The sequence below is a fragment of the Dyadobacter sp. CY261 genome (genome assembly GCF_021440085.1).
GTDB lineage: Bacteria > Bacteroidota > Bacteroidia > Cytophagales > Spirosomataceae > Dyadobacter.
Genome location: NZ_JAKCPW010000016.1, coordinates 1 through 15,192, shown reverse-complemented (window position 1 = coordinate 15,192; position 15,192 = coordinate 1). Strand labels below are relative to the sequence as shown.

General features: G+C 47.4%; 13 protein-coding genes. 5 read left to right on the top strand and 8 right to left on the bottom strand.

The annotated features are described in order from the left end of the window. Positions 1 to 29: 29 nt before the first annotated feature. From LZD49_RS30055 to LZD49_RS30040, 4 genes are all read left to right on the top strand, one after another. Positions 30 to 3,467 carry a family 16 glycoside hydrolase gene (locus LZD49_RS30055; RefSeq protein ID WP_234671726.1) on the top strand — a complete coding sequence of 1,146 codons (3,438 nt, stop codon included), beginning with the start codon at positions 30 to 32 and terminating at the stop codon, positions 3,465 to 3,467. 248 nt (positions 3,468 to 3,715) lie between these two features. Next, positions 3,716 to 4,063, top strand: coding sequence for an antitoxin Xre/MbcA/ParS toxin-binding domain-containing protein (locus LZD49_RS30050; protein WP_234671725.1), 348 nt, complete (start codon positions 3,716 to 3,718; stop codon positions 4,061 to 4,063). A gap of 8 nt (positions 4,064 to 4,071) precedes the next feature. Then, positions 4,072 to 4,464: an RES family NAD+ phosphorylase gene (locus LZD49_RS36165; protein ID WP_409021363.1), complete on the top strand. Its 393-nt coding sequence runs from the start codon at positions 4,072 to 4,074 to the stop codon at positions 4,462 to 4,464. Positions 4,465 to 4,802: 338 nt separating this feature from the next. Next, entirely contained in the window at positions 4,803 to 5,516 is a 714-nt protein-coding gene (locus LZD49_RS30040) for an RNA-binding protein (protein WP_234671723.1), read from the top strand. A gap of 48 nt (positions 5,517 to 5,564) precedes the next feature. Here LZD49_RS30040 and LZD49_RS30035 read toward each other — a convergent pair whose 3' ends face one another. From LZD49_RS30035 to LZD49_RS30000, 8 genes are all read right to left on the bottom strand, one after another. Next, on the bottom strand, positions 5,565 to 5,933 hold the full coding sequence (locus LZD49_RS30035; protein ID WP_234671722.1) for a DMT family protein: 369 nt from the start codon (positions 5,931 to 5,933) through the stop codon (positions 5,565 to 5,567). After that, a complete protein-coding gene (locus LZD49_RS30030; RefSeq protein ID WP_234671721.1) occupies positions 5,930 to 7,120 on the bottom strand; it encodes a nucleoside permease in 1,191 nt (396 codons plus the stop codon). The genes LZD49_RS30035 and LZD49_RS30030 overlap by 4 nt, the downstream gene beginning before the upstream one ends. Before the next feature lie 54 nt (positions 7,121 to 7,174). Then, positions 7,175 to 9,769, bottom strand: coding sequence for a DNA mismatch repair protein MutS (gene mutS / locus LZD49_RS30025; protein WP_234671719.1), 2,595 nt, complete (start codon positions 9,767 to 9,769; stop codon positions 7,175 to 7,177). Positions 9,770 to 9,857: 88 nt separating this feature from the next. Beyond that, a complete protein-coding gene (locus LZD49_RS30020; RefSeq protein WP_234671717.1) occupies positions 9,858 to 10,463 on the bottom strand; it encodes a pseudouridine synthase in 606 nt (201 codons plus the stop codon). A gap of 28 nt (positions 10,464 to 10,491) precedes the next feature. After that, positions 10,492 to 11,076: a Uma2 family endonuclease gene (locus tag LZD49_RS30015; protein ID WP_234671715.1), complete on the bottom strand. Its 585-nt coding sequence runs from the start codon at positions 11,074 to 11,076 to the stop codon at positions 10,492 to 10,494. 75 nt (positions 11,077 to 11,151) lie between these two features. Further along, positions 11,152 to 11,916: an exodeoxyribonuclease III gene (locus LZD49_RS30010; RefSeq protein ID WP_234671714.1), complete on the bottom strand. Its 765-nt coding sequence runs from the start codon at positions 11,914 to 11,916 to the stop codon at positions 11,152 to 11,154. Between the two features lie 26 nt (positions 11,917 to 11,942). After that, positions 11,943 to 13,769, bottom strand: a complete 1,827-nt coding sequence (locus tag LZD49_RS30005; RefSeq protein ID WP_234671712.1) for a hypothetical protein — start codon at positions 13,767 to 13,769, stop codon at positions 11,943 to 11,945. 36 nt (positions 13,770 to 13,805) lie between these two features. Next, positions 13,806 to 14,438 (bottom strand): hypothetical protein, encoded by a 633-nt coding sequence (locus LZD49_RS30000; RefSeq protein ID WP_234671710.1) that lies wholly within the window; start codon positions 14,436 to 14,438, stop codon positions 13,806 to 13,808. A 146-nt stretch (positions 14,439 to 14,584) separates the two neighbouring features. On the opposite strand from LZD49_RS30000, the gene LZD49_RS29995 reads away from it, so the two are divergent. Beyond that, positions 14,585 to 15,124: a DUF4494 domain-containing protein gene (locus tag LZD49_RS29995; RefSeq protein WP_234671708.1), complete on the top strand. Its 540-nt coding sequence runs from the start codon at positions 14,585 to 14,587 to the stop codon at positions 15,122 to 15,124. The last annotated feature ends 68 nt before the right edge of the window (positions 15,125 to 15,192 follow it).

Genomic DNA, 15,192 nt, shown 5'->3' with positions numbered 1-15,192 from the left:
GCCCCAGGCTTGTAGCACCGGCATTTCCGATGAAAAAACAATTACACCATATTCTGGCCTTCTGCCTGGCTTCCTCGCAGCTCATGGCCCAAACTGACAATTCGCTTGATGCAAAAGTCAAGGCGGTATTGTCAAAATTCCCGTCGCAAAACGAGGCGGCATTGAAGAAAAACATGGAGGAACTCGCCCAGCTGGGTAAGCCCGGCCTGGTTCAGATCGCTTCGATGCTTACGCCGCTTGGCAAAGGGGACAATACCAAAATACAGTATGCCCTGGGCGGCTTCACCTATTATGCTTCGCAGGCCGGCAAAGATGCATTGCGCAAAGATGCCGCAGAAGCTTATGGAGAAGCGTTATCCAAAATCACCGATCCGGACAGCAAAAACTTCCTCATTTATCAGCTCCAAACAGTCGGTAAGGATGAATCGGTGGAGGTCTTAAAAGGTTATTTGAAGGATGAAAGACTCTCCCAACCCGCGGCACGTACATTATCACGCATAGGCTCGCCGGCTGCCGGCGCTGCATTGCTGCAAGCATTGGACAATGCCGGCGGCAGCGCTCAATTGGCGATTACAGAGGCATTAGGCGGCAGCCATTATCAAGAGGCTGCGCCTGCCATTGAAAAAACCGCAACCAGCGATGATCTGAAACTGCGTAAAGTCAGTCTGTATGCACTTTCTGAAATCGGTGTCCCCTCTTCGGAAACCATTCTGGCAGGAGCAGCGCAGAAAGCGGCTTATGGTTATGACGTAACAGATGCTACCGCCGTTTATCTAAAATATCTGGCACAGCTTGCAGCCAATGGCAATGCAGCCGCTGCTGAAAAGTCGGCACTGGCGTTGATCAAAAATACGCCTGAGGCTAAGCAATCGGCTACACGTTCTTCCGCATTGAAGATTTATTCGGATATCAAGAAAAGAGAATCCGTACCGGTACTGGTTAGTGCATTGCAAAGCACCGATGCCCAATACCGTGCGGCCGCATTGAAATTGGGACAAAAGTACCTGATGGCCGACGGCACTACGCCTTGGCTAAATGCATTCAAAAAGGCGAATCCGACCGTACAAGCCGAGATTATCACGATGCTGGGCCATGCGGGATCGAAGGATGCATTGCCAGTTGTAATAAAATCCCTGTCTTCCAAGGATAGCAAGGTAAAAACGGCTGCAATCTGGGCAGCGGGAAAAATCGGGCAGGACGGCAGTGTTGCTAAATTAATCTCTGTTTTAAAAACAGCCAATGCGGAGGAAATCGCGGCTGTCAAAAGCAGTTTGCTGACGATCAAAGGAGCTTCACTGGTAGATCAGGTTGCTACGGCTATTCCAACCGTTCCAGCACCTGCACAATCTGCATTGATCGACGTGCTTGCTGCACGTGAAGCGAGCTCCAAACTACCAGTTGTTTCGGCCCAGTTGAAAAGTACCAATCCGGAAGTTCGTAAATCGGCATTCAATGCATTGAAATCGCTGGCCACCGGTAATGACTTGCCGCAGCTGTATGCACTGCTAAACGCTACAACAGCTCCCGAGGAAGTTGCCGCGACGCAACAGGCCATTAGCACAGCCATCAAAGAAAGCGGTGACGCGAACAGCCAGACTGAGGCCATTTTGAAACAAACAGCCGCATCTCCGTCCGACAAACAAGGCAATTACCTCTCAATACTGGCCAGCATCGGTGGCAAAAAAGCATTGGCTTCGGTGGTTTCTGCTTACGGAAGCGGTGATGCAGCTAAGAAAAAAGCCGCTATCTCGGCACTTTCCACCTGGGCAGACGCAAGCGCGGCGAAAGAATTGCTCATCATCGCCCGCAGCACTTCGGATGCGGATGATTTCAATACCGCATTGATCGGCTATGTGGCTGCAACCGCCAAATCCGGCAAAACTGCCACCAATAAGGTAATTTTGCTACGCGAAGCGTTGGCGATCGCAAAAACTGATGTTCAAAAAGAGGCTATCCTGAAAGAATTAGGTAGAAACCGGACATTGAATTCGTTGTTACTGGCTGGTAAATACCTGGATAATGCTGGTACACAGCAAGCCGCAGCACAGGCCGTCATGAGCATTGCATTGGCTAACAAAAACTTGTACAGCGCTGAAATCCGGGAGCTTCTGACCAAAGCTGCGCCTCTTTTGAAAGGACAAGACGCCGATTACCAGCGGGAATCCATCCGCAAGCATTTAGCTGAATTACCTGCGGGAGAAGGCTTTGTGCCGCTGTTCAATGGTAAAGACCTGACAGGCTGGAAAGGTCTGGTACAAAACCCAATTGCCCGCGCCAAAATGAGCGCCGATTCGCTGGCTTTCAAACAAAAGAAGGCCGATGAAGCAGCATTTAAAGATTGGTTTGCCAAAGACGGCGAACTGGTTTTCTCCGGCCACGGCGACAACCTTTGCACCGTAAAACAATATGGTGACTTCGAAATGTACGTCGACTGGCAAATTCAGAAAGACGGCGATGCAGGCATTTATCTGCGTGGTACTCCACAGGTACAGGTCTGGGACACTGCACGTGTTAAAGTGGGCGCGCAAGTAGGTTCCGGTGGGTTGTATAATAATCAGAAAAACCCTAGCAAACCGTCCAAAGTGGCCGATAATGCTATTGGTGAATGGAATACCTTCCACATTACCATGATCGGAGACCGTGTTTCCGTGGATCTGAACGGCGAGAATGTGGTGGATAACGTAGTGCTGGAAAATTACTGGGATCGTAACCTGCCCATTTTTGCGAAAGAACAGCTGGAATTGCAGGCACACGGAAACGAAATCCATTATCGCGACATTTTCGTACGCGAAATACCCCGTCCCGAATTTGCATTACCGGAACCCGAACAAAAGGATGGCTTTAAAGTGCTCTTCGACGGTACCAATATGTTTGAATGGGTGGGCAACAAAACCGACTATTTCATTCAAGGTGGTGAACTGGTGGTAGATCCTAAAAAAGGCGGCACGGGTAACCTCTATACCAAAGACGAATACAGCGACTTCGACTTCCGTTTCGAGTTCCAGCTTACGCCCGGTGCTAATAACGGATTGGGCATTCGTACACCTATGGAAGGCGACGCAGCATACGTAGGAACAGAAATCCAGATCTTGGATAATGACGCCGATATTTACAAAGACCTGCACGAATACCAATACCACGGCTCGGCCTACGGCATTATTCCTGCTAAAAGAGGCTTCTTGAAACCGCTTGGCGAATGGAACTATGAAGAAGTGCGTGTTCAAGGCTCGAAGATCAAGGTAACACTGAATGGTACCGTGATCCTAGACGGCGACCTGGCCGAAGCCAGCAAAAACGGCACCGTCGATCATAAGGAGCATCCCGGCCTCAAACGGACCAGCGGACATCTCGGCTTCCTGGGCCACGGTTCGGAGCTCAAATTCAGGAACATCCGCATCAAGGACCTGACCAAAGCCAATCCGGAACCCGTTGACACCGATAAGAAAAAAACAAAGAAGAAAAAATGATATTAAGAAATGCCCTGCAAATTTGTGGGGCATTTTTACTATTGTAAATAAGTATAAACTTATACTCACATTAGTAATTTTTTGAACTATGAAAAACACACACTAAAAAACTACCCTGAATTGGAAGAAACCCCCGACACGGCCTTCAACGAGCCTTATGCGGCCCATACCCCTGCACAATCCCGGCATTATATTTAAATCTCCACTGCAACGTCCTGAAAGCCAAATGACCTGCTTTCAAGATCGATATGATCCGGAAAGGGATCAGTAAGAATGACTTTGAACGTTTTAAAGGCAAAACGGGGCTGGATTATGATCAGCTGGCCAATGCATTGTCGGTGGCGCGTGCAACCCTGATCAACAAAAAAGGGGATGAAAAATTCAATCAGGCACTGAGCGAAAGAATCATCAGTCTGGCTGATATCTATTCTTACGGATATGAGGTTTTTGAGGACATTGAGCGCTTCAACCATTGGATTTTCAGGCCCAACCAGGCGCTGGGCAACGAACGCCCTTTTGATTTTCTGGATAATCAGTTTGGCCGGGAAGAGGTCAAGAACCTGATCGGCCGGATCGACTATGGTGTTTATTCTTAAATGCCCTAATACATGATGGTATACAGAATCATAAACTCACCCCATGCATTTACGCTTCGGAAAGCCGGGCGCTGGCTTTACTCAAGTATACCGCCAATGTTAATATCGACAATATTCCCCGGGCACTGAGCATCACTACCTTTGAAATTGACCCTGCATACATCTTCGACTTGCCCATAAATGCATTGCCCGGAGACTGGAAAATCGCCCCTGCACCCGCTTCGGCAAAGGATTTTGGCACTGTATTGCTTCGAAAGGCCGATTACGGGATCTTTAAAATTCCCTCTGCGATTATGGAAGATGAATTCAACTATCTGCTAAACCCACTCTTCCGCAAAGCAACCACCTACGCTATCCAATCGATCAGGGATTTCATTTATGACGAGAGGCTTAAATTATAGAAAAAAATTAAAAAATGCCCTCTTGGATCAGATTGGGCAATTTTATTTAGCTTTGATATAATAAACAGAAAATCAAGGTCAAGAAAAGTAAATAAGCCAGGTTTGGCTCTTGCTATGAAAATAGATGCTGGCCGGTGCGGTTCATTATATAAAATCGGACGGAACTACCGAAAAGTTACACGACGCTAGCGCAGACAACCCGAATTCTGCCAATATTGGTTACGACGCTGCCATGAAGATTGTCTACGTCCCAGCCTTCATGGAAAAACAATGTCGTGGCTTATCAACTAAAGTAAATATATTTATAACATCTAAATCAATCAAAAACAAGGCGTTTCATGGACATTTTTGTTGGGAGTCTTTCTTTTAAGTTAAGAGAAAGCGAGCTGCGTGAAGCTTTCGAAAAGTATGGCAAAGTGAACTCGGCGAAAATCATCATTGACAAGATCACGCGTCAAAGCAAAGGTTTCGGGTTTGTAGAAATGCCCGATGAAGTGGAGGCCAGGGCCGCCATTAATGCATTAAATGGGGCGGACATGTACGGCCGACCACTGGTTGTGAATGAATCCCAAAAGAGAGAACCCAGAGGCGACAATAGCGCTCCCCGGCCGGATACTCGTAACGGGGGGGGCTTTAACCGGCCAAGACCGACCGGTAACGACACGACAGGCAACCGAGGTGGATATCAGACAGAAGACAGAAATACCGGGCGGGATTACACCAAGCCCGCATCACTGGACGACGACGAACCGGATGATGACGATGCATCAGCTAAAACTGCCGCTAACCCGGCTGCACGCAACCCGGCTACCCGTAGCCCCGCTGGTCGCGTGCCGGGCGACCGGAGCAGTCTACCTGATCGCGGATTCGCGGGTGGTGTTGGTGGAAGTAACTTCCGAAGTGCGGACAAACAACGCGATAAGGGACACCACGACCGCGACCATAACCGTAACCAGGGGGGCAGACCCAAAGTCGAAGACCGCTACAACAAAAAAGGCGGAGGCGGATCGAAAGATTACGGTCGCCGCATTAACGACGACGACGATTGGTGATAAATCAATAAGCAAATGGCCTGCAAGTTTCGCTTGCAGGCCATTTGCTTATTTTTTGAATATAAAGTAAACTGCGAGTATCAGAAAGAGAAACCCGACGAAGTGGTTCCAACGAAAGGTTTCCGTTTTGAAGAAGACCAGTGTAAAAATCGTAAAAATAACCAGCGTTATTACTTCCTGGATCACTTTCAGTTCAACGAGCGAAAATGGCCCTCCATTTTCCTTAAAACCGATCCTGTTGGCAGGAACCTGGAAACAATATTCAAACAGGGCTATTCCCCAGCTTATGAGAATAATGGAAAACAGTCCCAGTTTGCTAAACCAATTCAGCTCCTTGAATTTCAAATGCCCGTACCACGCCATTGTCATGAAGGCATTGGACAATATTAGAAGGCCGATGGTTATGAACGATTTCATGATGTGGCTTTGACCTTGTTATCACGGAAGAATAACACAAAAAGCACCAATACGACAGCAGCAATGCCCGCGGGTACCATCCATATGCTGGTCCAGTTTTTCACGCTGTCCACCGTGTATATATCGGCCACAACGCCTGACATCCATGAGCCGATCCCCATTCCGATACCATAAGTGGCAATGGAGATCAAACCTTGTGCAGAAGAACGGTATTTTTCACCTGCCTTGGTGTCGGTGTAGATCTGACCTGTAACAAAGAAGAAGTCATAGCAAACCCCATGCAAAACAATTGCTAGGTAAAGCAGCCATTCGCTGGAAGCATCACCATACCCAAAGCCGACGAAACGGATGATCCATGCGATCAGACCTACAACCAGCATCCATTTCACACCGAAACGCGCAAATGCAAATGGGATCAAAAGCATGAATATTACTTCGGAAGCCTGGCCTAGCGACATTTTATTTTCCACATTGGTCATTCCGGAATCCGTCAGCGATGGGTTTGCCATCGCGTAATAGAACGATAATGGGATACAGATCAGAAGCGAGGAAATAAAGAATATAGCGAAAGAGCGGTCTTTGAACAATTTAAATGCGTCCAGACCAAGGATATCGGAGAATGATGTCTGCGTGCTTGGCTTTGGAGGGGTATCAGGCAAAAAAAATGAATAAACGCCCAGAAATGCTGCCGAGAACATCGAGATCTTGAAAATGAGGGCCGTGCTGCCAATGTCGTAGTAACCGATAATGTTCGTAACGACGATCCAGGCCACAGTTCCCATTACACGGATGCCGGGAAAGTCCTTCTCTGAATCAGTCACTTGCTGCATGGCAATGGACGTGGTCAGCGACATAGTAGGCGCGAACGTGATACAGTACACCAATATCACCCAGAAAAACGTGTCAGGGTCTTTAATCCCTGACAATACGTAAAGAATGCCCGCCCCCACGAGGCTTAATATGCCCAAAACTTTCTGCGCAGCAAAATAACGGTCGGCGATCATTCCGACAAAAAACGGCGCGATGATCATCGCAATGGAAAAGGCCGCGTAAGCATTTCCGACCTGGCCGCCCGTTGCGCCCAACTCTGTAAACATATACTTGCTCATTTGCCCATACCATGAGCCCCATACGAAATAGAGCAGGAACATCATGGCCATCAACTGAAAACGGGTCGAGTTCTTCATAAACTAGGTTATCGGTTATAGGAGATTTTGATTGGTATTAAATTGAAAATTGTATCATTTCTTGATCAGCTTCTGAAATTCGTTCAATTTCAAAAGTGCCTCTATGGGCGATAATGTGTTGACGTCGACCAACGACAGTTTCTCCTTTAACTCTTCCAGACGCGGGTCCGCCGGCTCGAAAATGCTCAGTTGAAAATTGTTCTTCGGTATATCCTTCACACGCTTTTTATGCTCATGTGCGACGTGGTCTTTTTCGAGGTGCTGCATGATCTCGCTTGCCCGCAGCACGATTGGTTGTGGCATACCAGCTATCTGTGCCACATGGATACCAAAGCTGTGTGCACTACCGCCCGGTTTCAATTTTCGTAGGAAAACCACTTTATTGTCTACCTCCTTTACGGTCACATTGAAGTTTTTGATGCGCGGAAAATCCTCGGCAAGCTGGTTAAGTTCGTGGTAATGCGTTGCGAATAGCGTTTTCGCACGGCAATCAGACTGATTGTGAAGATATTCAGTAATGGCCCAGGCGATGGAAACGCCGTCGTAAGTACTCGTTCCGCGACCAATTTCGTCCATTAATACCAGACTTTTACTGCTTAAATTGTTCAGAATGCTGGCTGTCTCGGTCATTTCGACCATAAATGTACTTTCTCCACGGCTAAGATTATCGCTCGCGCCAACCCTCGTGAAAACCTTATCCACTAATCCTATTTTTGCCGATTTGGCAGGTACGAATGAGCCCATTTGCGCCATGAGCACGATCAATGCCGTTTGCCTTAGCAAGGCAGACTTACCGGCCATGTTGGGACCCGTAATAATGATGATTTGCTGGGTAGCATCATCGAGGTAGACATCATTGGGCACGTAACTTTCGCCCACCGGCAACTGTTGCTCGATGACCGGATGGCGGCCTTCCTTGATATCCAGCTCATTTCCATCGCTGATGACCGGCTTGGCATATTTGCTTTTCCGGGCGGCCAATGCAAACGAACTCAGCACATCAAGCGCCGAAATCACCTGTGCGTTTTGCTGAATGCATGCAACAAACTCCGCAGCTTTCTGCACAAGCTCACTAAAAATCCTGAACTCGATTGCTGCTATGCGATCTTCGGCATTCAAGATCTTCTCCTCATACTCTTTAAGCTCAGGCGTGATATAGCGTTCAGCATTCACAAGCGTCTGCTTCCGGATCCAGTCGGAAGGCACTTTGTTCTGGTGAACATGGGTGACTTCGAGATAATAGCCAAAAACCTTATTATAGGCAATTTTAAGCGAACCAATGCCCGTACGCTCAATTTCACGGTTTTGAAGTTTAATCAGATAATCTTTGCCTTCGTAGGAAATCGCATGGAGCTCGTCGAGATCGCTGTCGACGCCGCTTTTGATCATGCGACCCTGATTTGAAAGCACCGGTGCATCATCCCGAACTTCATGCTCGATTTTCTCGATCAATACTTTGCAGACATCGAGTTGGCCGGCAAATTTGCCAAGAATGTTACCCGTCAGGAGTTCCTTTACAGGGGCGATCTGTTTAAGTGATTTTTTGAGCTGTACCAATTCTCGTGGATTGATACGCCGCACGGCCACTTTTGAAATCAGCCGTTCCAGGTCACCGATCTGTTTGAAATACTGGACCAGCGATTCGTGTAAGTCTTCCTGCTGCAAAAAATGCTCAACGGTGTCGAGGCGCTCCTGGATCGGGGCCTTATCTTTCAACGGCAGCACCATCCATTTACGCAACAGCCTCGCACCCATTGGTGTAACTGTATGATCGAGAATATCGATCAGCGGCACACCACCTTCCTGTTGAGGATATACGAGTTCGAGATTGCGGACCGTAAAACGGTCGAGCCAAACATATTTCTCTTCTTCCAGACGCGTAATGCGGCTGATATGTGCGACTTCTTTGTGCTCGGTTTCCCGCAGATAATGCAGGATCACCCCCGCCGCGACAATCCCCATCGGCAGCGATTCAATGCCGTATCCTTTTAAGGTGGTTGTTTGGAAATGCCCGGTCAGCTGCTCGTAGCCATAGTCGTAGCCAAAGCACCAGTCTTCCAGATGAAATGTATGGTATTTTCCTCCGAAGAGTTCGTTGAATTCCTGCTTGTGTTTTTTGCAGTAAAGCACTTCTGCCGGGCCAAAACCCTGCAACATTTTATCGATATAGGCGGCATTACCCTGTGAAGCCATGAACTCGCCTGTGGAAATATCCAGAAACGCTATCCCATACAGACCGTCGTTTCCGATATGCACCGCAGCGAGGTAGTTGTTCTTGCGAATATCCAGGACATTGTCGTTGAACGACACACCCGGCGTTACCAGCTCGGTTACTCCACGCTTTACAATGCCCTTAGCGGTTGCAGGATCTTCCAGTTGATCACAAATAGCCACGCGTTCGCCCGCACGGACAAGCTTCGGCAGATAATTGTCCAGCGAATGGTGTGGAAATCCGGCCAGCTCCTCATGTGACCCACCATTGTTGCGGCGGGTCAGTACGATACCAAGAATTTTAGAAGCCCTTACCGCATCCTCTCCGAAAGTTTCATAAAAATCACCAACCCTGAAAAGCAACAATGCCCCCGGGTATTTGGCTTTGATCTGATTGTATTGTTTATTAAGCGGAGTTTCTTTGTGTGCCTTTGCCAATTATCAGCCTAATTTAAAGAACAGGATTTGTACAAAATTAAGCCTTCTAGCCGGTTTGGCAAGTCAGGGCAAATGATTTATCGGCTCGTCAAAAGCTTCTCTCATAAAAAAGTTTAGCCTCTTTCGGTGTAACTTCCCATACGTCCCCGGGGTTAGGAAAATTATTTTCCCTATCCGCTAATGAAATTTTTCCAATAGACCATCGCACCAGCCGTAACGTCGGGAAACCGGCTGCAGCCGTCATCCGCCGCACCTGCCTGTTCTTACCCTCATGCAATGTAACCGAGAGCCAAGAAGTAGGAATATTCTTTCGAAACCGGATGGGCGGATTGCGCTCCGGCAATTTCGGTTCTTCGATTATCGAAATCTCCGCCGGTAGCGTTTTATATTGTTTGCCGTTAATGGAAATAATCACTCCGCTGGCGAGGTGCCTGCAGGCTTCGTCCGTTGCCTCGCCTTCCACCTGCACATAGTATGTACGCGTATGTCTGTTACGCGGTTCGAGAAATTTTGTTTTGAGGAAATTGTCATTTGTAAGCAACAAAAGCCCTTCGCTATCTGCATCGAGGCGTCCGACAGGGTAAATGTCTTTTGCAAATGGGAAACCGAGATCAGCCAGTGTTGGATGATCGCCTTCGCGGGAGAACTGCGAAAGCATGCCGAAAGGTTTGTAAATGAGGAAGTATTGAAACAAAATTGAGTGATGTTAAAAGGTTAAGCGACTAGTTGACCCACTCGCTTAAATCCAGCGAAAAGCCCGGAAGCACATTTTCACCAGAAAGCATTGCGTTAATTTCTACGGTTTCAACTGCCCCATCAGAACGGAATATGCAAACTTTCTTGTCGAACCGATCAATCAGCCAACCAAGTTGGGTACCATTGCTTATGTATTCTTCCATTTTTTTAATTAGGTCTTTCAATCCGTCTGATTCCGAACGAACTTCCACCACAAAATCAGGACATATAGAAACGAAACGATCTCTCCTTTTATCTAAGGATGCGTTCGCCCATCGGCCCTTCTCGATCCAGGAAATGTCGGGAGCTCTAACCGCACTATTTGGCAAAGTAAAACCTGCCGAAGAATCGAAAACTTCGCCCAAACCGGATTCCCTATTCCAGTTATATACGGCAGCCAGAATGTGGGGATGAAAATTACCTGTAAAACTTCCAGTTGGTGACATCAGCATGATATTTCCATAGGAGTCCCTTTCGAACTCTAGTGTGTCGTTTATTTGGCAGAACTGAAAGAATTCTTCATCACTCATCGGCCTAACCATTCTTAAAGTCACCTGCATTTCGGTATCCATGGGTCATTGAGTTTTCGCTTCTACCAAAAATAAACAAATATCGCCGCTATCGGAATACGGATTTATGCCAGTGGGCTATTGAATTTCCAACCATACCGGACAATGGTCCGAATGAACGGCATCGTTGAATTGGCGGGCGGCGAGGATGCGGGATTTGAGCGGGTCGGCGACAGAAATGTAATCGATACGCCAGCCTTTGTTATTGCCGCGGGCACCGGCTCGGTAGGTCCACCAGGAGTACTCACGCAGGGTTGGGTTCATAAAACGGAAAGCGTCGGTGTAGCCGCTGGCAAACCATTCGGTCATCCAGGCGCGCTCCTCAGGCAGGAAACCCGACGATTTTTTGTTCCTCACAGGATCGTGAATGTCGATTTCGGCATGTGCTATATTATAGTCGCCGCAAATGATCAGGTTTGGGCGTTCTTTTCTCAATTCATTTACCCAGATAAAAAAATCGGCCAGAAAACGCATTTTTACGCCTTGGCGCACATCTCCGCTGGTGCCCGACGGAAAATAGCAGTTCAATACGGTAATATCGCCAAAATCGGCCCGCAGCACTCTGCCTTCGGCGTCATAGGCGGGAATGTCGCAACCGGAAACCACGAGGTCAGGGTTGATCTTGGAAAATATGGCAACTCCGCTGTAACCCTTTTTCTCGGCAGCATGCCAGCCCACCAGCTCATAACCTAGTGCCCGGAAGCCGGACAGGTCGACTACGTCGGGCGTGGCTTTTACTTCCTGGAAACAAAGGATGTCTGCCGGGGTGGTTTGTAGCCAATCTAACAGGCCGTTTTTCAATGCGGCGCGGATGCCGTTCAGATTATAAGTGAGTATTTGCATAAATCGAGGGCAGACTTTACAAAAGCCTAGAAAAATAGTACTTGCTTACCAGTATAAACGGATTCCCATTTGCCGGAATCACCGCGGGACATAATCCAGGCGCGGTATTTTCCTTCGGGAAGCTTAGGTTTATAAAGCGCGTACTGATAATTGTTACTGTAATAGGATGCTTTTTGTATAAAATCGCGGAACGTATTAGGCACCGGCACTGCGGGAAGCACGATGTTGTGCCGGGCGGATTCCAGTACAAAATAAAATGTTTCTTTCTGTTCCTTTTCTGGCGCAGCAGAAAACTTAAAATACTTCATATAGCGATTATAGTCGCCATTTCTATACTGGAATTGTGCATCAAACTGCCCCGCGAACGTCTCAGCTTTCTGGCTGGTTTGCCGGATCAGTTGTTGCTGAGCTGGCATATCGTAATATTGATAGAAGTCCGTAACACCGTCCGATTCAAGACTTAAGATCAAATTGCTCATGCGCGTCGGATGGTTCCAGAAAGGGACGTCGGTGAAGAGCTCGCCTACGGTGAGGAATGTCCTGTAATTTTTCCAAAAATAGCCATCGATCACCAGTTCGTCGTGCAGTTTGCGTATCGACGCGATCGACAGAAAATAACTGACAAAATTCAGCGTGCCGAAACCGAGAACAGCGGCAATGGCAAGGGCATTCCTCCATTTACCCCAATCCTTCAAAATAACGATCAGGCAAACGTAGCATGTTGCAAGCAGCACCACGCCGAAAACCATATAACGTCTCGAAAAAACGGTACCGCCATACATGACGTAGTCTGAGATCGGCCGGCTGATCATGAACATTGCCCCAGTGCCCATTACGAAGAGCAATGCGCCCCAAAGGAACCAATTCGCCCAGCCGGGTTTTCGCGAAACCAAAATCCGGACCACCCAGATGACAAATACTAGTGCAATCGCAGCCCCAAGCAAAACGCAGGCAATAAGATCCTCGTGAAAAACCTGGACGAGCGGATGGCGCACATCCAGAAAAAGCGCATTTCCCCAAAAAGCAAATATATAAAGCAAATTAAAAACCGGATGGTCCCACACCTTCGCACCGGGCGACGGAATGAATGTATAATCGAAAAAGAAGTAGAAGACCAATACCACAATGCTTCCCAAAACCCACCACAACAAGCTCCGAAACCGCTTTTGAAAACATAGAATGAGGATCCCGACGATCCAAGTCAGCATGCCGCTTCCACTTGTGAAGGTAGTAAGCAATGCGGCGATGATCGCGATCCAAAGGCCTTTCTTATCCTGACGCGCAAGCCCATGCGCTGTCAGGAATGCAAAAAAGATCAACGGCGTGTTCTGTAATGCCGCGATACCCCAATAGGCATTCTCGAAGAAAACGAGGTTAAAAAGTATATAAGGAACTGGTATGAACAGATACCAGGAAATATTTTCTTTTTTGAAATTGATATACAACAAATAGCTAATCCCCAGCAAAAACAGATCTCCAATGATGATTTGCGTCTTGATATTGATTGCTCCGGTCAGCACGAACATAATCAGCATCACAATGCGTTCGAATGCAAACCTGTGCTGGTTGACCTGCTCGAAGAGCACTTCGAGCATTTCTACGAAACCTCGCGAGTGTCGAAGCTTTTGCACGGTTTCCAGCAGATTGAAATCGTCGGTGTAGGGAATGTTGACGACGTGTGCATCAAGCAGAATGAAGAAGTACAGAACAGGTGCTACGATCAGGCCGATTCCCAGCCATTGCCGCCAAGGCTGTATTTTTTTTATAAAAAATGTAACTCCAAAAAGCAAAAGCATAGCGACGACAACGCTATAATACTCAAACAAATGAGGATTTTCTAAAAATGGCTTCAAAACAGTGTGGTTGGATGCTTAAATCTGAATCAAAAGTTATCGGGCCCCGGTGATCATCTGGCTGGTTATTTCCTTTTCAAAAGTTATATACCCTGGATAATTTACCTGCTTGCCAGCAATATCCAACGTGGGTCGCACTTTAACAACGAATTTCGTCGGCTTTGCGTCGGACTTGCCCGTCAGCGCCAGTATCATATTTATGAACTGATCGCGGGTCTGATCATTTGAAATCAACTGGTAGGCATTCGTCTGCAGGCTCACCGGCACACGCGTAGGTGTCGTGCCAGGCAGTACTTCGATAAGCTGACTCAGATATCCATTAAAAATCTCACTCTCTGAAAGCAAAACCCTGTATTCCAACTGATTGATCGCCGCACGTTTACGGGTAGGATTGGTGATATCCACGTTTACACGAAGGTTTAACGGAACATTTTTCCTAAGCAATCCCATAGCTAGTCCGGGATATCTTACCAGGTCAAAATCGCTGAAACTTTTGATATTTCTGAACTCTCTGATATCGATTCCGGCCAGGTAGACGCTGTCTACAGATGCAATATTGTACTTACAATCGCCAAAAACCTTCGCTTCCGAAACCTGTCGGCTTACGCCGCAACCCGTCATTATAGCAGTAATCAGCACGATTACAGCCATCCAAATTTGCTTTTTCATTACAATGTATTTTGCGCAAGTTAAACAGTAGGTATCAGAACGCACACCGGTAGCGGGGATTATTAGTTTATGGAGTTATTTTTTGCGTGCTTTCAACCCAGCCTCTACATTTGCAAACTCTAAATTTTCACCCAATCGACACAAACATGGCCAGCTGGTATTTAGGAAAAATTCGGTATCAAAAAGAAGATGAGGCAGGAAGGCTAAAAACGATCAACGAAACGTACCTGGTGGACGCCGTTTCATACACGGAGTCCGAAGCGAGGCTCTACAAACAGATCGTCACCGATGCCAGCGATTTCAGCGTAACCGCCATTTCAAGAATGCGCCTGGCAGATCTTTTTGCCTATGAGGACGGCGAACAGTGGTTCAAGGCCAAGGTCATTTATTTTTCCGTCGATGAAAAAAGCGGAAAAGAGAAGAAGATCGTGAATTATATGCTCGTGAACTCCGAAGGCATCCAGCAAGCCCTCGACCGTATTAACGAAAGTATGCGCAACTTCCTGATCCCTTACGAGGTGACGGACATTAATCTTACGCCTATCCTGGATGTGTTCCCATACTCGGCAGATGAAGACAAGGAACAGGAAATCCCTGCAAATATGCGTCCGTTGAGCGAAGTAATGGCCGAACGCACGCAGGCTGAGAATGTACTGACCGAGAATGTGCTAACCGAGAATGCGTAACGTCACGTTAGTCTAACTATAACGAATGTCAGTCTGGCTATAACAGATGTCAGTCTGGCTATAACAAA